This window comes from Singulisphaera sp. GP187, assembly GCF_900129635.1.
Taxonomy (GTDB): domain Bacteria; phylum Planctomycetota; class Planctomycetia; order Isosphaerales; family Isosphaeraceae; genus Singulisphaera.
Genome location: NZ_FSRB01000001.1, coordinates 2,216,404 through 2,240,618, shown reverse-complemented (window position 1 = coordinate 2,240,618; position 24,215 = coordinate 2,216,404). Strand labels below are relative to the sequence as shown.

Here is a 24,215-nt window from a genome sequence, read left to right as displayed (position 1 = left end):
TTGAAGCAGAACGGCTACCGCGGCGTGGGAGTGCTCCTCATCGATTCGGCCAATCGGTTGAGTCGAGAGGGCGCTCCGACCTCGCGGACCTGCCAATCCTGGCGGACGCGCGGATTCACGAGCGACCCGCTGCCGACCACCCAGACGCCGAGCCCGCCGTTGAGGAAGGGGGTCGGCTGCGGTCCGAAGTGGACCGTGTCGAGGACCAGGTCGGGGTCCACGTGCAAGGTGAGAAAGTCACCCTCGTCGTGCCCGAAGTTGCGCAGGCCCTCGGCGGACTGGTCGTAGACGAGGCCCGCGGCGGGGTCGGCTGGGATCCAACCCACCCCATCTGCGTAGAACTCCGCTTTCACGTGCCACTGGTGATAGGCGGATCCACCGAGCTGGGCGCCCGGTTCGGCGGACTTGGCCCAGCGGCCCACCAAGATTCGGGCCGGGATCCCCTGGGTTCGCAGGGCCGCGGCGAAGAGAATCGACAACCCACCGCAATCGGACCGTCGCGCCGCGCAGACGCGCGAGAGGCGGCGATCCAGGGTCTCATGGTATTCATAAGTGAAGCTTCGCTTGATGACGAGAAAGACGCGCCTGGCATAGTCGATCTCTGACTCTTGCGGCTGCATCGCCAACGACTCCGCGCTCATCCAGCGGCGGAACTCGGGTGCGTCCGACTCATAGGTTCCGCCTTTCGCCAGGGCGCGTCGTCGTTCCTCGGCTCCCAGCGGAATCGCGTCAGTCTCCGTCCCCTGATCACCGGCCTGTCGTCGATCGAGGTGGCGCGACATGAGGGTCGAATGATACTGGACTCGTGCCGTGATTCTGTTGGTATTCTCGTGTGCGTTCGCGGCGATCCGACTGACCAGCAAGGGACGATGCCCGGGGCTCAAGTCCCAGGTGGGATGGCCTCCTGGATCCATGGACGAGCGAGCGTTCATCTGACCGGGCAACTCAGGCGCCTGGGCCGCGACCACCACCCACTCGGTCGCCCTCACACCGGGCACCATCATTTCATACGATAATACCGCCTCAATCGACCTGACCGTTGCAGTCGTTAGCCCATAGAGGCGGTTGGCATCCGCCCGCGTGGCGACCTCTTGAATCACGGGGGCTGTCGTCAAAGCTGCGCCGGTGGCCGTCGGGGACACGACAACCTGGAGTTTCTTGATGGTTGCGGTCTCGGCCTCAAGCGTGACCCGAACCAACTGGCCGACGCCCAGCCCCGCCCACTCTTGCGATCCAGGAAGCCCGGCGACGACGGACTCACGGTCGATTCGCAGGGTCCGGTCCGCTCCGGAACCGAGCGCTTGAACGTTGACGGTACGAGCGATCCTATCGATCGAACGGATCTTTCCGCTCAGCGTCTCGCCCGAGGTCGACCCGGAGAGAATCACCAGGAGTGCGGTGAGGAGCGGTCCCAGGCGAGTCGCTCGAAGAAACGTGGCCCCGGCCATGCCGACAGATTCCCGGCGCCTCGCATACCCTGAAAACCCGCGCGGGGACAACCGCGCCGGGTCTTTTGTCGAGGCTTCCGTGCGAGATTATCGGACTCGGCTCTCGCGGCGAGAGATGGCGTTTACACTCGGATTACAGCGAATCGCAGGTCGCGCTGCTGAATCCGCCACCTTCGTTAAAGGTCCCGCGATTTGACATTTGAGGTGAAACCCCGACGTGTAACTTCCGGGAGTCCGGACGGCCGGCGATCAGCCTGGACCGTCCGGCTCGATGAGTCTGAGCACAACCGATCGCACGTCAATCACCTGTTGGCTGGGAACGGCCAGCGCGCGGAGCGTGAGCAGCCCGCGTCCCGGCTTGAGTGAGGTAATCCCGAGGCTCAACGGTTTGAAGTCTTTCACATAGGACTCACCACCACGGGGTACGCGGTCGTGCTCTTTTCCCCGGAGCGGCGGATCGTAGGCCTCAATAACCTTGCCTCGAAACCGTTGTTCATTCAAGCTTAACTCGATTTCGGATCCAACGTCCGCGGACGCACAGGTGTAGTGGATGACCGCTTCGTAGCGCCCCCCGGTGTTCACTTCGATGTCCCAGGTGATCCGGTCGTCGGTGCTGCTCCAGTTCGTGAAGTACGAGCAGTTGGGCGCATTGGCGCTTCGTCGCACCTTGCCGTGGGGCAAGCCGTCACGAGCGGGGAGGATCGTCGAGGGGAACTCGCGATAGCCGACGGGGAATGGGCGGTCATCCTGCTTGTTAAGCTCGGGGAGGACGTCCGCTTTCCAGCCGGCGACGGCCTGAATCAGCCGTGCGGAGACCTCGGGGTGATCTGGTGTCACGTCGCGCTGTTGCCCCGGGTCGCGCACCATGTCGTAGAGCCGATTGGCGGCGTCGAGGCGGTACTCCTGGGATCGGACGCTCACCTTGCCGTTCCAGTGCGAGAAGATCATTCGGTCCGGCTGGTTCTCGAGGGCGGTGCCAAGCAAGAGAGGCGCGAGGCTGATGCCATCGAAGGGCTTGACGGGTTTGACCGGAATGCCCGCTAGGTCGGCGAGGGTCGGCAACAAGTCGATCGCCCCGGAGATCCTCTTCACGTGGGTCCCCGGTCGAATCTGTTCCGGCCATCGGATCAACAAGGGAGAGCGCACGCCCCCCTCGTCGGTGGACCCTTTCCGCCCGCGCATTCCACCGTTCCAGCGCCAGCTATTCGGCCCATTGTCGGAGAAGTAGAGGACGATTGTGTTCCGATCCAGGCTCAATTCCTCGAGGGTCTTGAGCACGCGTCCGACATTCTCATCAATATTTTCGCACAGGGCGAGCGCGACGCGGGTCATTGCCAAGTCTTCGCGCTCCGATCCCAGGGCACGCAACTTCAAATCGGCGTTTTTGAATTTGTCGTAAGACCGGTCGGGCACTTGCATGGGGGAGTGGGGTGTATTGAACGGCAAGTAGCAAAAGAAGGGGCGGTCCTTGCTGGCTTTGATGAACGTAATCGCATGATCGGTCAAGTCGTCGGTGATGAAACCGTGGCCTTGGACCGGCTGGCCGTTATGCTCGAGGGGCGGGTTGAAGTATTCGCCCCAATGTCCTGAGGTGAATCCATAGTATTCGTTGAATCCACGGGCATTGGGGTGGTAGGGAAACTGGGTGCCGTTATGCCACTTGCCGAAGGCACCCGTCGCGTAACCTGCGCTTTTGAACGTATCTGCGATAGTTTTTTCATCCAGGTCGAGGCGTTCCCCACCGCTCGTCACCCCGCGGACGCCGCCCCGAGGGTGGTATCGTCCCGTGAGGAACTCGGCCCGAGTCGGTGCGCAAACAGGGCAGACGTAGAATCGTTCGAACCGGGCGCCGTCACGTGCCAGCGAATCGAGGTTCGGAGTCCTGAGGTTGACGTTACCGTTGACACTCAGGTCTCCCCACCCCTGATCGTCGGACAGGATCACCACCACGTTGGGCGTTTCTGCCGCGAATGCGGAATGATGCAGAAACAGGACCCCAAGGAGGAACCAGGTGCGAGCGCTCACGGTGACGTCCTTCTTGATGGAACCGGCCGGCCTTTGCCCGAGGAGCACCCTCGGTCGATTGACTCACGGACTCGTTTCAGTCCGGTGGCTTCGTCGCGATGATCGGCGCTCAACCCGAAATTCAATGGTCGGATTGATCGCGAGTCGGTTGAGGTGTCAACGCATTTTGCGGCCCCAGAGAGGCAACCGTCAGCGCCGGCGATCGGCGATTGACTGCGCCGCCTCGGGGTCGCAACGAACGGACTTATCAGAAAGAATTCAGATGAAATTCACGTGCATTACTTTTCGGTCCGACGCTCGTCCGACTCGCCCCAGACTTTGGGAACGTGAAAGTCTTTGGCCATGGGGGCGATCTTGGGGGCGACGGCCTCGGCGGCGAACTTCTCGTAACGCGCCTTGAGTTCTTTGACCTTCTCCGGGTACGCGGATGCCAGGTTCTTCTTTTCGAAGAGGTCTTGAGTGATGTGGAACAGTTCCACGGAGTCGCGTGGGGCTCTCGCTTTTTTGGCGGCGGTCACTTCACCCCCCTGATCGCCCCGAGGGGCATTGAGGAGGAGCTTCCAGTCGCCGACGCGAATCGCGCCTGAATCCGGGGTCGAGTTCAGCAGAATGGCGTCGTGCGGCGACGGCCCATTGTGGGCGATGGCGGCCCAAGCGTCGCGTCCATCCGTCGGTAACGGCTGGTCGAGGGGAGCACCCACGAGGGTCAAGAGCGTCGGAAAGAGGTCGACGATATGGAGCGGGGCATTCGCGACGGTCCCGGGACGGAGGTGCCCCTGCCAGGAGATGAATGCAGGGACGCGGACTCCCCCCTCATAGAGAGTGCCTTTCTGACCGCGGAGGGGACCATTGCTCGTCACCTGCCCGGGCGCCGGCCCGCCGTTGTCGCTCGAGAAGATGAAAATCGTGTTGGACCGCATCCCCTTGCGGTCGATGGCCTCGGCGATCTGGCCCACGGCTTCGTCCATCGCGGCAAGCATTCCCGCATAAGTACGCCGTGGTTCCTTCAGCTTGGCATAAGGTGTTTTGTACTTCTCGGGAACCTGGTGCGGCGCATGGACCGCATTGAACGGAACGTAGAGGAAGAGAGGCTTGGAAGTGTCGTGATGGTCGACGATCCGCGTGGCCTCTCGACCGATCAGGTGGGTGCTATACCCTTCATCGCGATTGACGCGATCGTCGCGGTGCCAGTCGAATCCGCCGTCGCGAATGTGCGTGAAGTAGTCGAGCGCTCCGTTGTAGTGACCGTACTGGTGGTCGAACCCGCGATGGGTGGGTAGGTACTCCGGTTGGAAGTGGCCGAGGTGCCACTTGCCCGTGATTGCCGTCTCGTAGCCGACCTCCTTCAAGGCCTGGGGGAGAGTCCGTTCGTTCAAGGGCAGACCGTACTGCGCCCAGGGACGGACGACGCCTACCTGAAGTCCATGACGCATCGGATACCGACCCGTCATCAGGGCCGCCCGAGTGGGTGAGCAGACGGGTTGAACATAGAACTGCTCGAGCCGAGTCCCGGAGGCGGCAAGCTTATCAAGGTGTGGGGTTTTGATTTCACTGTCGTGCCAGCCGACGTCACCCCATCCCAGATCATCCGCGAGGATCAGGACCACGTTCGGCTTCGCCGGTTTGGCCGGCTCGTCCGCGGCCCCCGCCCATGCCGGAATGACCAGTGCCAGCACGAAAATCGTGCCAAGGCGACGGAACGGAATTCTCTTCAAATGCATCGGCCATTCTCCGGGGAATCGACGTCGCCGGGATCACCACGACGGCGCGTCAGTGATCCAAAAGAGGCTTGGGTCGCGTCGATCGTCGACCCTTCTGAAAAAGCGAACCACGCGGAACATCAGCCAGACCCGAAGCCAGCGGATGGGGGAGGGGGGGGGGATCAGGTCGACCAGTTAAACCCAGCTCGACGGCTCGGGTATCGCTCCTGGAGCCGAATTCTATCGGAGCCGGCAACCATCGCGAACTTCACTGTTTCGGTGCAATCAGGGCCGCGATTTTTGCTTCGATCTCGGCGGCCTGGCGCTCGGCCTGGGGGAGGGGGATACCTTGCTTCATGCCGGGGCGGGTGTGGCCCGTCGCCGTGAGCCAGGAGTCCTTGCGCATTCGCTGACGCTGCTGGACGAGTTTCAGGAGTTCGGGGCCGTGGGGCAATCCGGCCATGGCTTGCTCGCCGGTCGGCGCCGTGAGGGCGTCGGCAGGCACATTCCAATGCGTCAGAAGGGCTCGAGCCAGGATCCAGTGCCCGGTCGAATTCATGTGAACTCCATCACCGGCGAAGACAAACTTGGGGTCGTTGATCCGTTGCTTGACGAGGTATTGAGACAAGGGGCTGCGAATATCCACCACATCCCACCCTTGGGCTCTCTGGCCGAGTAGCCATTCGGAGTAGCGGTCGAGCACTTCGTTATAGCCCTGGAATGGCTGCCGGTACTCCTCAAGGCCGGCCGGCAAGGTCTTCGCCAGGATCGGCAACGGGTCGAAGACTGGCGGCGTGAGGTGGAGGACCTTGGCACCTTTGGCTTCGGCTCGTCCCCGCACGAAGTGAATCCCTTCCTGGAACTTCTTGAATCGCGCGTCGTCGAACGGAGAATAAATCCCGTCATTCATGCCGTAACAGACCACAACGAACGAAGGCTTCGTCTGGTCCAGGATCCGTTCGAGCCGTTCGTGGAGGTCGGGGCGGGGGAATTGGCCCCCGGCGTGTCCGGGCTCGGTCAGTCCGGAGACCGTCTCGCTCGGCAGTCCCAGGTTGAGGAATTCGCAAGCGAGGGATGGATCTCGCGCTCGCAGCACCGACTCGACGTACTCGAGGTATTGCCCCGAATACGTGATGCTGTCACCCAAGAACACCACCCGACGCACCCCTTCGAGGGGAGAATCCGCGCCTCGGACGCCCGGGACCAGGGTAAGCATCGCCGTTCCGAGAACCAGGCATGCGACCCATGATCGGTTCCTGGGCCTGGGGTTCCCCTGGTGCTCACTACTTGTGATTTTGCGACATGAGGTCATGAACCTGTTCCTTCCGTCCGTTCGAGGTCTCTCCCAGAAACCGCTTGACCGTCCGTTACGGAATAGGTTGGAAACCGGCCAAGGCGGTGCGTCTCGGCCAGCGCCACGTAGTGACGCCAGGTCCGGTCGATGCGTTCTCTCATGGGCTCGTCGACCTCACGAACGATGCGTCCCGGAATGCCAACGACCAGGGATCCCGGGGGAACGACCGTCCCCTCGATCAGGACGGCCCCCGCGCCAACGACCGAGCCGCGACCCACCCGGACACCGTTGAGGAGGATCGATCCCATGCCAATTAAGCAGTCGTCTTCAACGGTGCATCCGTGAAGGATGACTCGGTGTCCCACCGTGACCCGATTGCCGATCAGGCAGGGGAACCCGGGGTCGGCATGGACCATGGAGAGATCCTGAATATTGGTCTCGTTGCCGACGACGATTCGCTCGGTATCGCCACGAACCACCGCGTTATACCAGAGGCTTGCAAACCTCCCGAGGTGAACGTCGCCCAGGACGATGGCCGCTCGAGCGATGAATGCCGTGGAGTCGATCATGCGTAGCGAATCCCAGCGGAAATGCGGAGGCGTCCGAGCAAGCTCACTCGACTGTTGTCAGGTGACCGGGAACACGGAGCCGCCGCGACCGCGATTATGACAGACCCGAATCCCGGTCGACACACCTTGCTTCCGGGTAGTCAGACGAGGCAGACGTCGTGACAATGAGTAAAGCGGAGCCGTTGCGGATTCGCTCATTCCCCTCGACCGAGCGCTCGGGAGGGCCGGAGTCTTGGTTCTTAACTTTGAATCGATTCGGCCGCTCACGGAAACCTTCTCTGAGGATGGCCGGCTCAATCGCAGCGCGAGGGTTTTTACCGGACGGAAGGGATTAAAGAGCATGGACGAGTTTGCAGGCCCGATCGAAAGACCCGTCCCTCGAGTTCGGGAATCGCCCGAGTTTCGCCGGACCCATTATCGGGTCTACGACGAAGACGGTTATGCCACGTCGTTCTCGATCGAACCTCCGCTCAAGGCGACCCTGGAGCACGTGACCGCCTTTCTCTGCGAGCGGTTTCAAGGGACGGGCGGGACCGGATTCGATTCGAAGGACCTCGTCGTGCTCCTGGGACCTCGGATCGTGGCCGTCGTCCGCGGCGATTCCCACGGAGAACCGCAAGTGACCACCTTTTAGTTCGGTCGACGGCCAACGATCCTCAAGACGCCGCGGTTACTTGGCGACGTCGACGTAGACTTTGAGCGCTTGATTATCTTCGAGAATTTTCATCATTTCCTGGTAATTCTCGAGGCCCGCGACGGGGTGGGTGAGGATTCGCTCAGTGACGCCCGGATAGGTGTGCTCCCCGTGCGAGAGCGCCTGGATCCCCAACTCAAAGTGCCGGCGGTTGCCGTTGACGCTCGAGACGAGCAACTTGTTGCCGAGGACCCATTCGAGGTTGATCTTGGCGGCATCGACGGACACCTCGTGCTCGCCTCCGGTGATGCTCGTCCAGATCAAGGCGCCATTGTGCGCGAGGACTTCCATCGCACGGAAGCAGACCTCGGCGTTGCCGGTGGCCTCGAAGATGAGGTCGGGTTTGCCGACCTGTTCAGTGAGTTGCTTCATCGACGTCTGCTTGGTGCTCACATAAGTGGCCCCGTAGGCCTCGGCGAGCTCGGACTTGAGGTGGGGACCTGGCTTGGTTGCGAGTGTGAACACTTGGAGACCACGAAGCCTGAGCATCATCGTGGCGAGTAGGCCAATTTGGCCCGACCCGAGGACGAAGGCGCGGAGCGGGTTCCAGACCTGCAACCGCTGCTGGGCGAGGTACGCCTGTTCGATCGCCTTGGCGCAGACGCTCGCCGGTTCGGCAAGCACCCCGAGATGCTTGAGGTTCTGGGGCACCTTGACCACATATTCCGCATCATCGACGAAGTATTCCGTCAAGTAGCCGTGGCAGAGGTTGATCCCTCGCTCGTAGTAAACTTCTTCGCTGGTGATGTCGTTCCGGCCGATCTTGTCGAACAAGGAACCGCCGGGCCGACGCACCGTGCAGGTCACGTAGTCGCCTGGCTTGATCTCGATCACCTTGTCGCCAACCTCGACCACCTGCCCGAAGCTTTCGTGGCCGATGACGAGATGCTTCCCACCCGGCGGGGCGTTGCCGTAGAGCGCTTCGTTGATCTCACGATCGGTCGCGTCGACGCCAATCTGAAGGACCTTGACCAGCACGCCGCGCCCTTCAGGGATCCGACAGACGTGCGGGTGCGGCTGGTCGGTGACCTTGGGCACCGGGATCTCTTGGAGATGGACGCTGTTTGGTTGACCTGGCAGAACGGCAACGGCTTTCATCGGGGAATCGACTCGTCATAGAGGAATAAAAACGTATGTGTCGTCACGCGACGACCAAAGGCGCGAGGCGTGCAGCACCCGGCTCGGTGAATATTCGTTCGTCATAACCCGGCCACAACAAACAGGATCCGGCATTCAGACCAGACTGGTGCCGTGGACTCCAGGCCTCCCAGGCGTCGTACAAAGTCCTATACTGCAATAATCTCGACGAATTGAGAAGCATCCACGAGGGAATCGACACGAGCCCACGAATCCGACCGTGTCGGTCAGGGGCAGGTCCGCCGCGGTTCAGCCTCCGAGTTTAATCGAACCATTCGTCGTCGGGGTCGAATTTGGGTAAGACGACGATCAAGACCTTCATCTTGCCCACGGCGCGGTGGCGCACTCCCGGCGGAATGACGACACAGACTCCCGGCTTGAGCGGAACCTCTTCATCGTCAAGCTGGATCGTGGCATGCGGTTCGCATTCCAGGATGTAATAGGTCTCGGTCAGCCGCCGGTGGTAGTGACGCTGGGCGGCCGCCGAGATCTCGGTCACGTGGACCGTCCCTGGAAATGCGTCGACGTCGGCGAACGCCCTCCGGGCCGTGCCACATGGGCAAGGGACACCGGGGATCGTGGAAAAGTCGACGACGTGACATCGGCCGGCGCGGGGGGGCATCGGTGCAACCTCCTGAAAATGCTCGTGGCGAAACGCCCAGATCACGGCGACCGTCCGCCCCTCGCTGTCCTTGCCCGCGCCCTTGTACAATTCGGTGACAGGGTGAGGCACTCCCGAGCATTCAACGTTGTCGCAGTCGATCGTATCCTGACGTCGACCCGCGTGCCAGGGGCGGTTCCCCTCGCCTTGGTCGCTCGAACCGGAAGCCGGGGCCGGCGCGATCGATTCATTCGCGAGTCATGAAGAAGGCGGTCGATTTCGATGAGTCAAGACAGCCACCGTCGACGTTGGGGACTCGCGATGATCGGAGTCTACAAACTCGCGAAGGCCGCCGTATTGCTGATTGGAGGCGCGTTCGTCCTCCGGCTCAAACCGAACGATATTCTCGACGGCGTGATCCGTATCGTAGCACGGTTCCGGTTCGACCCCGAGGATGAACTCATTCACGCGACCATCGCGCGACTCTCCGGACTCAGTGAAAAGCGACTCGTCGCGATCGGAGCGGGGATCGTTTTCTACGGCCTTCTTTACTTGGTCGAAGGGGTCGGCTTGCTCCTCCAAAAGCGGTGGGCCGAGTATCTCGTTGTGGTCACGACCGGTTTGCTGATTCCGCTTGAGGTCTACGAGGTCTTCAAGAAAGGCAGTCCGCTACGGATCGCCGTCCTCCTGGCAAACGTCGCGATCGTGGCCTACCTCATCCGCACGATCCAAGTCGAAATGAGGAGTCGAGACGCGCAGCCCCCGGGAACATCACCTCAGGATTGAGCCGGAGTTGCTGTGGGCATCAGTGGACCTTGCGGTCACTTCCCCTGGTTCAGCGTAGGGGAAGCGAGCGTCGGGCGCCTCGTAGATCAGCGTCAGGGCGCGGCTCGACCAGATTCCGATCGAGTCGTTGCCGATGACGAAGGCCGATTGATCGGGCCGGACCGGCGAGAAGTGGCGCGCGAACCAGACGGCCTTGGGAAAGTGTTGATAGCGCGGGAGGTGGTCAATGCGGATCGGTTCCGAGAGGACCAGGCCCGCCGATCGGTAGGCCCGCTCCGTGAGCTCGATGCAGTAGAACTGGTCCTGGTCCAGTGAGAGTCGTCGGTCAAATGGGACTTGGCGTTGATAAGTATCCCGGCAGAACACGAGAGCACCGCTCACGAAGCGCTGGTTGTTGGCGTCTGGGCGTTTGACGGCGATGCCCCCCGCGACATCCAGGACCCAGATCGGAAAGGGCTGTTTACGAGGCCCCAACTTATTCGTGTCGTAGACAACGGGTTCACCGTTTTCCCACGCGACGATCCCGGTGTGAGAATACCGGCTGTCGGCCATCTCGGCCGAGATTTGCGAGAACGGATAGAGCCCACACGCAATCCGGGCGTCCCCCATCCGGAAGACGATATCGCCGTCGCGCAAGTGGCCCCGGCCCCAGGCGTCCCAAGCCGACATCGAAGGGTTCGACGGGATCGAGGGGAGCCGTCCGCACCGGCGGGCCGCCTCGGCGTCAGGGCCCCACGGGTTCCCCCGCCAGGAGTGGGGGATCATCTGGCCGGTGATGTCTCCTGTGTTCAGGCACCCGGCTTGGCTCACGAGCGCAAAAAAGGCCAACCCCCATGACATTCGAACCGCTCGCGAGAATAAAGGCCTCATGCGCGAGGGCTGCTGCTCAAACGTCACGGCTTCCATGCCTTCTCCCGACGACGCGCATCCCTCGAGCGTCTCTGACGCCTTGCAGAGATGATCGTCACGAGCCCAAGGATCTCTTGAAACTCGGCCCTCAAGGGGCGCCGGGAACCCTCGAACGGACCGCCGAGTGGCGTTGGGACGACACTCGGCTTGGCCGGTCCCGAAACCGGCTCAGTTAATTTTGGGAGCCCCCGAACCCTCCGAAGATTTTCGAAATCCAGCCCGCCCCCGACTTACCCTGGATCGAATGGATCGCCGCCTGTTCGGTCGGCTGAATCTTGAAGATCTGGTCCATCTTCGTGAGTTCGAAGACCCGGAGGACTTGAGGGTCGACCGAGCAAAGCCTGAGATCCTTATCGTGTTCTTTGAGCCGCTTCTGAAAGTTGATCATGACGCCGAGCATCGAGCTCTGGAATACTCGGATGTTCGTCAGATCGAGGACGACACCCTGGGATGTGGCGTCGCCGCCAAGGCTGTCCGCCAGCTTGTAAAACGTCTCTTTTTCATCTTTGAGGAGTTCGGGATCGAGGACCGTCACGATCGAAACCCCATTGGTCTGTTTCACTTGATAGTGGGGAGAATCTGGCGACATCGAATCCGATCTTTCTGGAAAACAAGAGCGGAGTGAACGCGTCCGTACACCGCACGATTGACGCGGTCCTTGCGCCTTTTATTTTTGACGTCTCGGTAAGCCTTCGAGGATTTTCAGACGCGTGACTCAACGCGGCTGATTTGGTCCCCCCATCTATCATAAGGACGTCAGGCCTCTCAGGTCGTGGCAATTTCTCTCAAGAGGTTGGGAGATCAGCGAGAGTTGCGAAGCCTGTAATGATTTTAAGGAATTTGCAGGGCGGTCGATGGCTGGCGTCTCTGATTCCTTTCTTTCACATGAAGGAACATGCCGGGCTTCACCTCACGATGCGAATTGGGAGGGGGCCCGATCGGTCGCCGGGCCGACACGATGGAATCGGACGGCAAGTTGCCGTCATCGTCGGATTCTCTTAACCTTGGCTGGGGTGAAGCGTGACTGGCGCGACGCCGGGGCTGTGTCGACGTTTGAGGTCAAAACATGAAGACGTGCATGCTTGGCAAGTCGGGTTTGGAAGTCGGTCCGTTGGCCTTCGGTGGCAATGTGTTCGGCTGGACGATCGACGAGGCGACGTCGTTCCGCTTGCTCGACGCGTTCGTTGCGGCCGGTTTCAAACTGATCGACACCGCCGACGTTTACTCGCGCTGGGCTCCCGGGAATCAAGGGGGAGAATCCGAAACGATCATCGGCAAGTGGCTCAAGCAAAGTGGAAAGCGCGATCAGGTGATCCTGGCGACCAAGGTCGGTATGGCGTTGGACAAGCGTGGTCTCGGTGGGCCGTACATCAAGCGATCCGTGGAGGATTCGCTGAAACGGCTCCAGACCGACCACATCGACCTGTACCAGGCGCACAAGGACGACCCGGAGACGCCTCTGGAAGAGACGCTCGGGGCTTTTCATGAGTTGATCCAGCAGGGCAAAGTGCGCGTCATTGGCGCCTCGAATTACTCGGCGGAACGGTTGTCCGAGGTGCTCAAGGTCAGTCGAGACAACGGCCTGGCGGCGTACCAAGCCCTCCAACCGGAGTACAACCTCTGCGAACGGGCCGGATTCGAGGACGCGCTCGAGCCGGTTTGCCGCGAGGCAGGGCTCGGCGTCATCCCCTACTATTCGCTAGCCAGTGGGTTCCTCACCGGAAAGTATCGATCCGAGGCGGATCTCGCCAAGAGCGCGCGAGGGCAGGGGGTCAAGAAATATCTGGACGACCGTGGTTTCCGAATCCTCGCGGCGCTCGACGACGTCGCCGGTCGCTACTCGTCCACGCCGGGCCGGGTCGCAATCGCCTGGCTCCTGGCGCGACCAAGCGTGACGGCCCCGATCGCCAGCGCGACCAGCGTCGCACAACTCGACGATCTGATCGAGGCCACGAGGCTGGAACTCGACGGCCCAGCGATCGAACGTTTGAACCAGGCGAGCGCCTAATCAGGTGGACATGGCCTTCCGTGCTAATTATTGAATAATGTGAAAGCCATGGGTGCCACGGGTCAATAGTGTCCGGGATCGACCTTCATCAAATCTTCGCTTGCGCTTTTGGTTACGGTCGGCCACAGTATTCGTCATGGCGGCCAAGAAACCACCCCTGGTTGACACTCCCCCTTCCCAGCGACCTGAACGGGTCGGGGCACCGGGGTGGCTCTCTCGTGATTTGCCCATCTGGCCCGATCAAGTGGTCGGGGCCAAGCACATCCATTCGATCGAACGGCTCATCGCACAACTTCGCGACCAGGACTCCCATGGCAACCGCGACCTCTTCCTCGACGACGTCTTCGTTGCCGTGCTCCTGGCCTTCTTCAACCCCACCCTGCGGACCCTCAGGACGAGCGAGGATTTCAGCCAAACCCGACAAGCCCAAAAATTCCTCTCGATCCAGAAACTCTGCAAAAGCACCCTCTCCGACTTCAATAAGTTGGCCGACCACACTCGCTTGCAGCCGATCCTCGATCAGCTCCGACGCAACGTTCTCAAGCCCAGTCCCAACCCAAACCAGGCCGCCGATCCCCTGAGCTCGCTTCACCGCCAGGTCCTCGCCGTCGATGGCACCTTCCTTCATGCCGCCGCCTCAGTGGCCTGGAGCGTCCGCCGCCGCGGCGGCAAGACCGGCGCTCGCCTCGACTTCCATGTCGATGCCCAAACCTGGCTCCCCGAGCTGATCGTCGTCCCCGAGGCCGGCCAGAGCGAGGCGACCACCGCCGCGTACTCCATCACCCCCGGGGCGATCCATCTCTACGACCGGGGGATCTTCAGCTTCAAGCTGATCAAGGCCCACGTAGAGCCGGCGGCGGATTTCGTGATGCGGTTCCGGAAACCCGGAGAACGCACCCCCAACCTCGAGACGACCGAGACGAGGGAACTCACCCAAGAGGCCCGCGACGCGGACGTCATCTCCGATCGACTGGTCCGTTTTCCCGGCTCGACGCATCGCAAACCGCTGGGCATCGTCCTTCGCGAAGTGGTCATCGTCCCCAAGGATGACCCCGAGAATCCGGTCTACCTCTTGACGACCCTGCTCGAGCCCGACGCATCAATTATCGGAGTATTATATCGTCATAGATGGCAAGTTGAACTGTTTTTCCGCTGGCTGAAAAGCTACGCGCGGTTCGATCATCTGATCAGTCACAGCCGCGAGGGTGTGCTGTTGAGCTTCTACGTCGCCGTGATCGGCGTCACGCTCATGTACATCCATACAGGGAATCGCCCCAGCAAGTATATGTTTAGTCTGCTGGGAATGGTGGCCAACGGAACGGCGACGATGGACGAGATCATGCCGATCCTTCGCGAGCGGGAGCGTCAGTGCCAATTACAGCGTGACCGCGTTGCGCGGAAGCGTGCCGAAAAACCCAAATAAGCGATCAGGGCCCGTCCACGCGCTGCGGACGAGGTCATGCCGCGGCATGCGCCGGGATCGCCCTCCAAACCGAAGGAGGCGGCTGCAAGGCTGTTCAAATCGAATTATTCTGGGATGTCCTGACGAAAAGCCTCCTCGCCATCAGGAATCCCGGACACTATTGTGAGTACAACCCGTGGCACCCAACGTCGATTACTGATGCCTCATCCTACTGCACTCATGTGCTTGTTTAGCAAGGCTTTCTGTTCCTGAGTCAGGGTGTGGAGCACAGGCGGTTTCGGCGGCTTATGCGGTTTGCGACGAGGCCACTTGCGTGTGGCTTTCGGGCTCTTCTGCTTCCGGCACCCGGCGCGGCAGCCCGCGAGTCGCTTGTGGTAACACTTGGCCTTGGGTTTCACGGCCGCGTCGATCTCCTTGCGGATCTCGATCAGAACTTTGCGGGGGCTGATCACTGGGCCATCGGTCGCCGACGCCGACGCCGGCCGAAGCGCCAGGTCGGCATGCGCCAGGAGGATCTGCGTGGCCAGCAGTGACAACTCGGCCTCGCGATGCACCAAGGCCACCGTGCGGCTAGCGAGTTTCAATTTATTGATTATACGCTTGTATGTGCGAAATAGTCCTTCATTACGCCATCTCCAGCGGTAGAATTTGGCGGCCGTCGCCGCCGACATCCGGGCTGGGTCGAGGACGTCGGTCAGGAGCCAGACGTCGCGTTTGACCGACCCCTTACCCTTGCCCTTGGCCGGGATCCGGATCAAGCGGCATTGGATCGGCGCTTCCCCTTTCTTCTGGACATAGTTCGGCCAGTACAAGACAGGGCCTTCGGTCCAATCCTCCAGGTTCGCCACTTCGAGGGTGTAGAGGTCGACCCGCGACGACATCCGGAACAGGAACGATCGCTTGACACCGAGGATCGCCCGGACCAGATCGAAGCCCATATAAGCGGCGTCGCAGACGATCAGGGCCTCGGGCGAGAGGGTGGCGAGCAAGTGCCTCAAATGCTCTTGCTCGGCCGCGGTGCCCGGGCCGAGTCGCCACGACCAAAGCAGTCCCGTGGGCAAGTGGACGAACGCCGTCAGCCAGACGTTGGGGGCCGCGTCGTTCTTGCCGGCCTGCCCGAGTCCCCGTTCCAACTCGGGGGTGCGGGGGCACTCGATCCGCGAGCCGTCGCAGCCCATCGGCTCGAAGCCGTCGACAATCCGCCGCGACCCCAGTCGGGCGTGGATCTGTTGCCGAACCCCCGCGGCCAACGCCCTGAGTTGTCGCATGGGGACGCGTCGCATCGCTTTCTGGAAGCCGACGAGGGTCTTTCCCGGGCGTCTTCGCGACTCATGGCAGGCGACGTAGTATCCCCGGGCCTTCTCAAACCTCTCGGACTCGGAGTCGCCGGTGGCCCAGGTCATGGCGAGCATGACCACGACCAGTGGCTGGAGATCCCACCGCGGCGCCGACCGCCTTTGAGGAACAACCCCTCGGGCTTGCTTCCAGACCGTCGGGGTGAGAAACTGTCGGACATAGCCGATCAACGACTGCGGTTGCTGCAAGCCTTGCAGCGTCCGAGCTGCCTTCATCGCCGTTCTTCCTCAATCCAGGTGAGTGCCGGTTGCTAGCCGCACCCATCATGACGAAGAACGGCGATTTTTTGCCCCCCCTTCTCTCGAACGAACCGCAGCCACGGAGCGGCAGTAATTCTCTGGTCCGGTGAGAGTTACATCCGTTGTTGACGACGCCGAGTTACTGACGTTGCGTGGCACCCAGTGGGCTATGCATCACGGCCGTCACCCATCACAAAATCAAAGAAACCCGTACCGACGGCATAGAACCTTTCTCGTTGGCTTATTGATAGTTGATGCCATTATGATGATTTCATAATACTAATGTTTCTTAGCGCATCGCAACAGGGATCATTGAGGCTTTTGCAAAAAAACAGATTTAGTTATTGTTAAATGTTAGACTATAAAATGCGATCAATTAATGTTAATGCAAAGAGCGATGGCTTGGCTTGATGACTGCTGTTCAACCCGAATCGTTTGAAGACGCGACTGAGGTTGGCAGGATTCGTCGGGCCTTTGTCATTTTAGACAAGGTGCGATCACGCGTATGATTTCCCCTGGCGGCATCAATCGTCATGGGAGGTGAGGGATGGGAGCGTCGTGGGATTGCGAAATTGGGTCTGAGAGTCAGCCAGGGTCTCTGCGACGGCGAATCGTCATCGTCGCCTTTCCGCGGGTCAACCTTCTGGATGTGGCGGGGCCTTGCGAAGTTTTCAGTTCGTTGAGCGAAGCGCTGGGGGAAGAAGCGACGGCGGGCGGCTATACCGTGGAAGTGGTGACAACCACGAGGGGGTCGCAGATTGAATCCTCCAGTGGCGTAGGTTTGGTGGCCGCACGCCATTGCTCCTCGGTACGGGGAGTGGTAGACACGCTGCTGATCGCGGGGGGAACCGGCGTCTGGGCGGCGATGAAGGACGAGGCCTTTTTGAGTTGGCTCCGCCGCGCCGGTCCCAAGGTTCGACGGGTGGGTTCGATCTGCACCGGAGCGTTCGTGTTGGCCGCCTCGGGATGGCTCGACGGTCGGCGCGCGACCACGCACTGGCGCTGGTGTGACAGACTGGCTCGCGAGTACCCGGCGGTGGCCGTTGAACCTGACTCGATCTTCGTCCGCGACGGAAACTTGCATACGTCCGCAGGGGTTACCGCCGGAATCGACCTGGCGCTCGCCCTGGTGGAAGAGGACCTCGGGCGCGAGGTTGCGCTTGCGATCGCACGCCACCTGGTCATGTTCGTCCACCGGCCCGGCGGCCAATCCCAATTCAGCCCGTTGTTGGAGTTGCAGGCGGCCAACCGCCGTCCGCTCCGCGACCTCCAGGCTTGGGTGGCCGAGCACCTGGCCGAGGACCTCTCGGTCGACATCCTGGCTGACCGGGCGCACATGAGCCCCCGGAACTTTGCGCGGGCCTTTCATAAGGAAGTGGGTTGGACCCCCGCGCGATTCGTCGAGCGGTTGCGGGTCGATGCCGCGCGACGTCGACTTGAAGAGACTGATGCCGGACTCGAACGGGTGGCCCGCGAGTGCGGATTCGGCAGCGCGGACGTGATGCGGCGCTCCTTCTTACGGGTGCTCCAAGTCGCGCCCAGTGACTATCGCGGCCGGTTTCAGGCTTCGTCCGCCTCGTGATGGCGGCGGTTTAGGTTCAGCGTCTCGTGCAAGCGGCCCCGTATCCCTTGAGTGCATGACGTGTCCCGTTCCAATCCACTGACAAGGCGACCTGACGACCGACCACACGGATCGCCTGGAGGAACTCCGATGATTCCCAAGCAGATTGCGGGCGTCCTGATCCCCGACAGCAAGCTGGCCGTCGAGGCCACCGAACTGGTGCGGGACACGGAATCCACGCTCCTGTTCGACCATTCGTTGCGCGTCTACCTGTTCGGCGCCCTCCAGGGCCGTCGACTCGGGCTGAGCTTCGATCCCGAGCTCCTCTACATCGGTGCGATCTTTCATGATCTCGGCCTGACGGAGCCATATCGCAGCGCCACCGAACGGTTTGAGGTGGATGGCGCCAATGCCGCTCGCCGGTTTCTCGAAAAGCACCAAGTCCCCGAGGCGTCGATCGACGTCGTTTGGGACGCCATCGCGCTGCACACCACCCCGGGGATTCCTCGTTGGAAAAAGGCCGAGGTCGCCCTAGTCACGGCGGGCGTCGAGCTCGACGTCCTCGGCCTGGGCTATGGCGACCTGCCCGACGACGTTCGAGAACAGGTGCTTGCCGCCTTCCCTCGGGTGGATTTCACACGACAAATCGTCCGTGCGTTCGCCGATGGGATCAAGCACAAGCCCGAGACCGCGTTCGGCAACGTCAAGGCCGACGTGCTGGAGAAGATGCTGCCCGGTTACGTTCGCCCGAACTTCTGCGAAATGATCGCGGCTTCCCCATTTCAAAACTAACTCGGTGATAAGCAGGGTAGGGGGCGCATCCAGGGAGTCGTTGCTTCGGTCGTGCGACCGGTTCAGCCGTGATTGGAAAATACGGCCGGACCGGTCTGACGACTTTTTGACCCGAGCCGCGCCGCAGTGTCATCGGTCACAGGCTGACGTTCCTTGATGCCGAGCGCGGCCAGATCGCGGATTCCACTGCCCGACGTGCGCGGCTCGGTTTAAGCTCGGGTCAGCGCCGGAATCGACCCAGACCCAATTTCTTAAGAAGTGCGTAAAGTGAATGTTTGACTCTGGTTGCACCCCATCAAGCTTGTCAAACGTGGCGTTCGGCTTGGGGTGGCTTACCTTTGTTTTGAAAAGTTGGCTTGCTCGCTCACCAGAGATGGTTATGCCTGCGGATGCTTGCAATTGATTCAGACACCGGCTCGAACGACTCACGGAACATGTCGGCTCATCCGCTCTCAAGTGGCTCGGGATTCGAGACACTTTTCCACTTCCGGTTGACTTCACCCTAACCGCAACTACCATAGTTACGATTCAGTGAGCAACGGCGGACTGAGTCTCGCCACTTCGCCGATGGAATTGACCCGACTGGGGATGACCCTGGCGTTGGGCCCAACCTCTGTGATGAAGATCGAGTGACTTGGACATCAAACTCTTTCTGGACTCGAATATTGGCTCTGAGCGACGGATCAATCAAGGTTCAGTGAGCCCTTTGTGACGCGAAGCATTTGACCTTACTAACGCACCGTTGAGCCGATTCGCATCCCCTCACGGTTTCGCCCAGCCACGCCGGGCGGAGCCGGACTGATTTCGGTCGGACCAACGACCGGATTGAGAACCATCAGGACCCGATGCCATGAGTGATCATGACCGTCCCCCCACGCGCCTCGCGAGTCGCGTTCTGAGTTTTTCGATCGTCGCCATGGCGATCCTGGCGTCGGCCGGTTGTCAGAAACCGGTGGCGCCCGCCCCACCCCCGCCGCCGACGGTCGGCGTGGTTGAGTCGAGACGGATGAACATTCCGGTCCTCGTAACCCCGAATGGAACGACCCGCGCGCTGGAAGTCGTCACCATTCGCGCTCGGGTCCGTGGCTTCCTGACCGAACGCCATTTTGACGAGGGGGCGTTCGTCAAGAAGGGCCAGCTCCTCCTCGTGATCGACGAGGAACCTTACAAGATTGCCCTCCTCTTGGCACGGGCCCGGCAGGCTGAGGCCGCCGCCGCGCTCAAGAAATCGGAAGTTTCGAAGGGCCGCGAGGTCGCGTTGGCCCAGCTTGAGCTCGACCGGGCCCAGCTCCTGCTCGCCAACATTCAGGAGCGGAGAAGCCGGTCGCTCTTGGCTCGCAATGCCGGCTCGAACGAAGAATTAGATAAAGCGGAGGCCGATCGCAAGAAGTGGGAGGCGCAAGTCGAAGCCGATCGCGCGAATCACGAGCAGGCGAGCGCTGACTTTGAGGTCGGGATCGCGTCCGCTCGCGCCCAGGTCGAAGCGGCGAACGCGACGGTCCGGGATGCCGAGCTGAACCTGGGCTATTGTCGGATGGTTGCGCCCCTGGATGGGCGGATTGGCGAAGCGAAGGTCAAGGTCGGAAACCTCGTGGGGCCCGAATCAATGGGCGGCGGGACTTATTCTGACCTGGCGACCATTCATCAACTCGACCCGATCGGGATCGACGTTCGGCTCAGCTCTCGCGACCTTGACCGGACCCGGGAGCTGATCGACCAGGGGCTCTCGGTCCGCCTGGCCCGTTCCGGCTCGTCGGGCGAGCTCGAGTTTCCGGAAGTGGGAACATGTTACTTCATCGACAATACGATCGATGAGACCACCTCCACCTTTCTGGCCAAGGCGCGGATGCCCAACCCCGGTGGAAAACTCTTGCCGGGCGAATACGTCAAGTTGCGGATGGTCGTCGACCGCCTCGAGAATGCCGTCGTCGTCCCCGCGCCTTCGGTGCTGGAGACCGAAGTCGGCACGATCGTGCATGTGGTCGATGGGAAGGGCAAGGTGGTCGTTCAAAAGGTCGACGCCGCCCAGACGTACGAAGGCATGCGAGTCATCACCAAAGGGCTTGATGTGGGTGTGTCGGTGATCGTCGAAGGACTGCAATCGATCCGCCCGGGAATCGCCGTCAAGACGGCGCCTGCGGCCCTGACCCGAAAGATTTCCGAAGGCTCGAAGGTCACCTCCGCGCTCTCGTCCGGGGAGCACACGAGCCAAGCGGACACTCAGCTCGCAGGTCCACCGAAGTCTTGAGCCGGGAGACAGGCTTCCGCTCCGAGACCCACTTCGATCCAAATATGAGAGCCTCGACGAGCCATGGTCGACTTCTTTATCCGCCGGCCGATCTTTGCCACCGTGTCGGCACTCTTGATGCTCCTGATCGGCGGGATCTGCGCGTTCCTCCTACCGATCGCGCAGTATCCTCAGATCGCCCCGCCCCAGGTGCAGGTGACGACCACCTACACCGGGGCTGATGCTCTGAGCGTGGCCAGAACCGTGACCACGCCGATCGAGCAACAGATCAACGGAACCAAAGGGCTGATCTATTACAGCTCCGACAGTACCAGCAACGGTGTGTCGAACATCGTGGCCACGTTCGACGTCGGCTACTCGCAAGACATGGCCGCCGTCGACATTCAGAACCGAGTCCAGACAGCGCAGGCCCAGCTCCCTCCCGAGGTCAAGCAGTATGGCGTGTCGATCAAGAAGACGTCGACCGACATGGTCTGCGTCGTCAACCTGATCTCGCCCGATGGCCGGTATGACTCCAACTTCCTCGACAATTACGGTCAGATTTACGTCGCCGACGTGCTCAAGCGAATCAACGGGATCAGCGACGCCACGGTGATCGGCCGCAAATACGCAATGCGAATCTGGATCAACCCGGACCGCATGGCCAACATGCGGATCTCTCCGTCGGAGGTGATCCAGGCGATTCAGCAGGAGAACGTCCAGGCGGCCGCCGGTAAGATCGGCGGCAGGCCCGTTCCCAACGGACAGGATTTCGAGCTCCCGATCACGGTGAAGGGACGGCTTGAAAAGGCGTCTGAGTTCGAGGAGATCATCGTCCGCCGCAATAACGACGGGTCGATCGTACGCGTCAAGGACATCGCCCGCGTTGAACTGTCGTCCGAGAATTACGAAACGTCCAGCTACATCAGCGGCAAGCCGGCCGGTGGTATCCTGATCTATCAGTATGCCGATGCGAATGCGTTGGCGATCGTGAACCAGATCCGCGCTGAGATGGACAAGATCAAGAAAAGTTTCCCCGAGGGACTCGACTACAAGATCGTGTACAATACCACGGAGTATGTGCACGAGAATATCAGCGAAGTCGAACATACGCTGCTCGAGTCGTTCGCCCTCGTGATGATCGTCGTGTTCATCTTCTTGCAAGGATTTCGCGCGACGATCATTCCGATGCTCGCGATCCCGGTCTCGTTGGTGGCCACCTTCGCGGTGATGGCCGCACTTGGGTTTTCGATCAATTCGCTGACGCTCTGCGGGCTGGTCCTCGCGATCGGCTTGGTGGTCGACGACGCGATTATCGTCGTGGAGAACGTCGAAAAATACTTGCACCGAGGATTTGCGCCACTTGAGGCGACTCGTGCGGCGATGGCCGAGATCACGACCCCGATCGTGACGATCACCCTGGTGCTGGCCGCGGTGTTCGTCCCGGTTGCGTTCATGCCTGGCATGACCGGGAAGCTCTACAACCAGTTCGCGATGACGATCGTGATCTCGTTCGTCTTCTCGGCGTTCAACTCGCTGACCTTCAGCCCGGCGATGGCACGGTTGTTCCTCAAGCCGAAGCATGGCGAGACCAAGTTTTTCCTCTTCCGCTGGTTCAATGCCGGTCTGAAGTGGATTGAAGACTCGTACGACGCGGTCCTCGAGTTTACGGCCCACCACTGGTGGACGATCGTCGTGCCTTCGGTCTTCCTGCTCGGGCTGACCGTCTGGATGCTCGCCGCCCGACCGAAGGCGTTCATCCCGACCGAAGACCAGGGGTACTTGCTGGTCGTGGTTCAGACGCCCGACGGGACCAGCGGCGAGACCACCGCGCGGGTCCTCAAGCGGGTCGAGGCAATCTGTCGGGAGGTCGAGGGGGTCAGGGATACCGTCTCGATCGAAGGATTGAACGTGATCAATTCTTCAAATCAGAGCAACTGCGGCGTCATCTTCCCGGTCCTCGAAGAGTGGTCGCATCGGAAGACTCCGGGGCTCCGTGCCCAGGGCCTCGCCGGCGCACTCCAGGCCAAGATGGCCGCCGAGATTCGCGACGCCCAAGTACTCGTCTTGCTCCCCCCGGCGATCCGCGGCTTGAGCCCGACTGGTGGGTTCGAGATGATGATCGAGGACCGCGCGGGCAAGGGAGTCGAAGCCTTGCAACGCGTCGTCGACAAGTTTCAGGACGAAGCGAGAAAGCGTCCGGAGCTCGCCGGCGTCTTCTCAACTTACTCGGCCCGGGTGCCCCAGCTCAAGTTCGACGTCGACCGCACCAAGGCCCGTCGGCTCGACGTGCCGATCTCGGACATTTTTGCGGTCCTTCAAGCGAACCTCGGCGGCTACTACGTCAATGACTTCGACCTCTACGGCAAGGTCTGGAAAGTCATGATCCAGGCGGAGGGGGGCGTGCGCTCGAAGCCCGAGGATATCCAGAACCTCTATGTTTTGAACCGCCAGGGGAATCGCGTTCACCTCAGTTCCCTGGGTGATGTCCACTACGCACTGGGGCCGATCGACGTTCCGCACTACAACCTTTACGCCTCGGCCAAGATCAACGGGGGAGCCGCCCCGGGATTCAGCTCGGGCCAGGGACTCGCCGCGATGGAAGCGGTCGCGGCCCAGGTGCTCCCCGACGGGTTCGGGTACGAGTGGACCGGAACCACGTTCCAGGAGCAGAAGACCGGCAACCAGGCCACCTATATCTTCGCCCTCTCCGTGGTCTGCGTCTTCTTGTTCATGGCGGCGCTCTACGAGAGCTGGATCCGGCCGTTGGTCATCATTCTGACGGTGCCCCTGGCCATGTTCGGCGCCGTCGTGGGGCTCTGGCTCTATGACATGCCGCTCGACGTCTTCGGGCAAATCGGCCTGGTGATGCTGATTGGCCTGGAGACGAAGAACGCCATCCTGATCGTCGAGTTCGGCGTCGAGATGCGCCAGAAGCACGGGATGTCGATTCTCGAGTCGGCCAAGATTGCCTCTCGCGAGCGGTTGCGGCCGATCCTTATGACCTCGTTCGCCTTCGTTATGGGGGTTCTGCCGATGGCTCGAGCGACCGGGGCAGGGGCGTATAGTCGAAACTCACTGGGCATCGTGATCGCGTTCGGAATCGCCGTAAGCACCGTGCTCGGACGGTTCGTCATCCCGATCTACTACGTCCTGGGCGAGCGTTTGATCGACTGGTTCTCCGGAGCTCGAAACGGAGCCGACGGCAATCCCCCGCACGCTCCGAAGCTGAGCCATGAGCCGGAGGGGGGACGACTCCAACCCGTTGCTTCGTTAGCCGGGATGTCGATGCCCTCGACCAACCACGGAATCCTTGAAACCGAGGCGGCGGGTTCCCATCACAAGCCGGGGTCGTACCATCCCTCCAGCTTCGAGGGGCCCAGCCCGCGCGAGGGGATACTCCATCGTGAAATCGATGACACGCACTGACCCGCGTAGGTTCCGAG

Annotated in this window: 18 protein-coding genes; 8 read left to right on the top strand and 10 right to left on the bottom strand. The window is 61.3% G+C overall.

The genetic code is table 11. From position 1 onward, the window contains the following. Positions 1-14: 14 nt before the first annotated feature. The 5 genes from BUS42_RS08750 to BUS42_RS08730 all read right to left on the bottom strand — a co-directional run bounded on the left by BUS42_RS08750 (position 15) and on the right by BUS42_RS08730 (position 7,036). Positions 15-1,448 (bottom strand): transglutaminase-like domain-containing protein, encoded by a 1,434-nt coding sequence (locus BUS42_RS08750; protein WP_074306578.1) that lies wholly within the window; start codon positions 1,446-1,448, stop codon positions 15-17. A gap of 249 nt (positions 1,449-1,697) precedes the next feature. After that, complete coding sequence (locus BUS42_RS08745; RefSeq protein WP_074310869.1) at positions 1,698-3,473, bottom strand: sulfatase-like hydrolase/transferase; 1,776 nt, start codon at positions 3,471-3,473, stop codon at positions 1,698-1,700. Positions 3,474-3,751: 278 nt separating this feature from the next. Next, positions 3,752-5,194, bottom strand: a complete 1,443-nt coding sequence (locus tag BUS42_RS08740) for an arylsulfatase B (protein ID WP_074306577.1) — start codon at positions 5,192-5,194, stop codon at positions 3,752-3,754. Between the two features lie 247 nt (positions 5,195-5,441). Beyond that, positions 5,442-6,389 carry an SGNH/GDSL hydrolase family protein gene (locus BUS42_RS08735; RefSeq protein ID WP_254053398.1) on the bottom strand — a complete coding sequence of 316 codons (948 nt, stop codon included), beginning with the start codon at positions 6,387-6,389 and terminating at the stop codon, positions 5,442-5,444. A gap of 92 nt (positions 6,390-6,481) precedes the next feature. Then, the gene (locus tag BUS42_RS08730) at positions 6,482-7,036 is read right to left on the bottom strand and encodes a gamma carbonic anhydrase family protein (protein ID WP_074306575.1); all 555 of its coding nucleotides are present in this window, start codon (positions 7,034-7,036) and stop codon (positions 6,482-6,484) included. 340 nt (positions 7,037-7,376) lie between these two features. On the opposite strand from BUS42_RS08730, the gene BUS42_RS08725 reads away from it, so the two are divergent. Beyond that, positions 7,377-7,670, top strand: coding sequence for a hypothetical protein (locus BUS42_RS08725; protein ID WP_074306574.1), 294 nt, complete (start codon positions 7,377-7,379; stop codon positions 7,668-7,670). Between the two features lie 36 nt (positions 7,671-7,706). Here the strand turns inward: BUS42_RS08725 and BUS42_RS08720 are convergent, their stop codons facing one another. Both BUS42_RS08720 and BUS42_RS08715 read right to left on the bottom strand, forming a co-directional pair. Further along, positions 7,707-8,828: a glucose 1-dehydrogenase gene (locus BUS42_RS08720; protein ID WP_074306573.1), complete on the bottom strand. Its 1,122-nt coding sequence runs from the start codon at positions 8,826-8,828 to the stop codon at positions 7,707-7,709. A 301-nt stretch (positions 8,829-9,129) separates the two neighbouring features. Continuing rightward, positions 9,130-9,489 carry a cupin domain-containing protein gene (locus BUS42_RS08715; RefSeq protein ID WP_074310867.1) on the bottom strand — a complete coding sequence of 120 codons (360 nt, stop codon included), beginning with the start codon at positions 9,487-9,489 and terminating at the stop codon, positions 9,130-9,132. Between the two features lie 261 nt (positions 9,490-9,750). On the opposite strand from BUS42_RS08715, the gene BUS42_RS08710 reads away from it, so the two are divergent. Continuing rightward, complete coding sequence (locus BUS42_RS08710; protein ID WP_254053396.1) at positions 9,751-10,254, top strand: DUF2127 domain-containing protein; 504 nt, start codon at positions 9,751-9,753, stop codon at positions 10,252-10,254. On the opposite strand, the gene BUS42_RS08705 is transcribed toward BUS42_RS08710, so the two are convergent. Next, positions 10,240-11,094, bottom strand: a complete 855-nt coding sequence (locus tag BUS42_RS08705; RefSeq protein ID WP_254053395.1) for a YiiX/YebB-like N1pC/P60 family cysteine hydrolase — start codon at positions 11,092-11,094, stop codon at positions 10,240-10,242. The two genes, BUS42_RS08710 and BUS42_RS08705, sit on opposite strands and share 15 nt — an antisense overlap. A gap of 241 nt (positions 11,095-11,335) precedes the next feature. After that, complete coding sequence (locus tag BUS42_RS08700) at positions 11,336-11,752, bottom strand: STAS domain-containing protein (protein ID WP_074306572.1); 417 nt, start codon at positions 11,750-11,752, stop codon at positions 11,336-11,338. Between the two features lie 477 nt (positions 11,753-12,229). Here BUS42_RS08700 and BUS42_RS08695 point away from each other — a divergent pair, with 477 nt between their 5' ends. Further along, positions 12,230-13,171, top strand: a complete 942-nt coding sequence (locus BUS42_RS08695; RefSeq protein WP_074306571.1) for an aldo/keto reductase — start codon at positions 12,230-12,232, stop codon at positions 13,169-13,171. 136 nt (positions 13,172-13,307) lie between these two features. Next, entirely contained in the window at positions 13,308-14,594 is a 1,287-nt protein-coding gene (locus tag BUS42_RS08690) for an IS4 family transposase (protein ID WP_254053394.1), read from the top strand. A gap of 203 nt (positions 14,595-14,797) precedes the next feature. Here the strand turns inward: BUS42_RS08690 and BUS42_RS08685 are convergent, their stop codons facing one another. Then, complete coding sequence (locus BUS42_RS08685; RefSeq protein WP_074304734.1) at positions 14,798-16,165, bottom strand: transposase; 1,368 nt, start codon at positions 16,163-16,165, stop codon at positions 14,798-14,800. A 571-nt stretch (positions 16,166-16,736) separates the two neighbouring features. Here BUS42_RS08685 and BUS42_RS08680 point away from each other — a divergent pair. The 4 genes from BUS42_RS08680 (at position 16,737) to BUS42_RS08665 (ending at position 24,198) form a co-directional block, all read left to right on the top strand. After that, on the top strand, positions 16,737-17,771 hold the full coding sequence (locus BUS42_RS08680) for a GlxA family transcriptional regulator (protein WP_074306569.1): 1,035 nt from the start codon (positions 16,737-16,739) through the stop codon (positions 17,769-17,771). A 129-nt stretch (positions 17,772-17,900) separates the two neighbouring features. After that, positions 17,901-18,542: an HD domain-containing protein gene (locus BUS42_RS08675; protein ID WP_074306568.1), complete on the top strand. Its 642-nt coding sequence runs from the start codon at positions 17,901-17,903 to the stop codon at positions 18,540-18,542. A gap of 850 nt (positions 18,543-19,392) precedes the next feature. Then, positions 19,393-20,790 carry an efflux RND transporter periplasmic adaptor subunit gene (locus BUS42_RS08670; RefSeq protein WP_074306567.1) on the top strand — a complete coding sequence of 466 codons (1,398 nt, stop codon included), beginning with the start codon at positions 19,393-19,395 and terminating at the stop codon, positions 20,788-20,790. 63 nt (positions 20,791-20,853) lie between these two features. Next, on the top strand, positions 20,854-24,198 hold the full coding sequence (locus BUS42_RS08665; protein ID WP_074306566.1) for an efflux RND transporter permease subunit: 3,345 nt from the start codon (positions 20,854-20,856) through the stop codon (positions 24,196-24,198). The last annotated feature ends 17 nt before the right edge of the window (positions 24,199-24,215 follow it).

Excerpts from the sequence above, each read along its gene's own strand:
- BUS42_RS08750 (WP_074306578.1), bottom strand. The coding sequence starts at position 1,448 with ATGGCCGGGGCCACGTTTCTTCGAGCGACTCGCCTGGGACCGCTCCTC.
- BUS42_RS08740 (WP_074306577.1), bottom strand. The coding sequence starts at position 5,194 with ATGCATTTGAAGAGAATTCCGTTCCGTCGCCTTGGCACGATTTTCGTG.
- BUS42_RS08735 (WP_254053398.1), bottom strand. The coding sequence starts at position 6,389 with ATGCTTACCCTGGTCCCGGGCGTCCGAGGCGCGGATTCTCCCCTCGAA.
- BUS42_RS08730 (WP_074306575.1), bottom strand. The coding sequence starts at position 7,036 with ATGATCGACTCCACGGCATTCATCGCTCGAGCGGCCATCGTCCTGGGC.
- BUS42_RS08725 (WP_074306574.1), top strand. The coding sequence starts at position 7,377 with ATGGACGAGTTTGCAGGCCCGATCGAAAGACCCGTCCCTCGAGTTCGG.
- BUS42_RS08720 (WP_074306573.1), bottom strand. The coding sequence starts at position 8,828 with ATGAAAGCCGTTGCCGTTCTGCCAGGTCAACCAAACAGCGTCCATCTC.
- BUS42_RS08715 (WP_074310867.1), bottom strand. The coding sequence starts at position 9,489 with ATGCCCCCCCGCGCCGGCCGATGTCACGTCGTCGACTTTTCCACGATC.
- BUS42_RS08710 (WP_254053396.1), top strand. The coding sequence starts at position 9,751 with ATGAGTCAAGACAGCCACCGTCGACGTTGGGGACTCGCGATGATCGGA.
- BUS42_RS08705 (WP_254053395.1), bottom strand. The coding sequence starts at position 11,094 with ATGTCATGGGGGTTGGCCTTTTTTGCGCTCGTGAGCCAAGCCGGGTGC.
- BUS42_RS08700 (WP_074306572.1), bottom strand. The coding sequence starts at position 11,752 with ATGTCGCCAGATTCTCCCCACTATCAAGTGAAACAGACCAATGGGGTT.
- BUS42_RS08695 (WP_074306571.1), top strand. The coding sequence starts at position 12,230 with ATGAAGACGTGCATGCTTGGCAAGTCGGGTTTGGAAGTCGGTCCGTTG.
- BUS42_RS08690 (WP_254053394.1), top strand. The coding sequence starts at position 13,308 with ATGGCGGCCAAGAAACCACCCCTGGTTGACACTCCCCCTTCCCAGCGA.
- BUS42_RS08685 (WP_074304734.1), bottom strand. The coding sequence starts at position 16,165 with ATGAAGGCAGCTCGGACGCTGCAAGGCTTGCAGCAACCGCAGTCGTTG.
- BUS42_RS08680 (WP_074306569.1), top strand. The coding sequence starts at position 16,737 with ATGGGAGCGTCGTGGGATTGCGAAATTGGGTCTGAGAGTCAGCCAGGG.
- BUS42_RS08675 (WP_074306568.1), top strand. The coding sequence starts at position 17,901 with ATGATTCCCAAGCAGATTGCGGGCGTCCTGATCCCCGACAGCAAGCTG.
- BUS42_RS08670 (WP_074306567.1), top strand. The coding sequence starts at position 19,393 with ATGAGTGATCATGACCGTCCCCCCACGCGCCTCGCGAGTCGCGTTCTG.
- BUS42_RS08665 (WP_074306566.1), top strand. The coding sequence starts at position 20,854 with ATGGTCGACTTCTTTATCCGCCGGCCGATCTTTGCCACCGTGTCGGCA.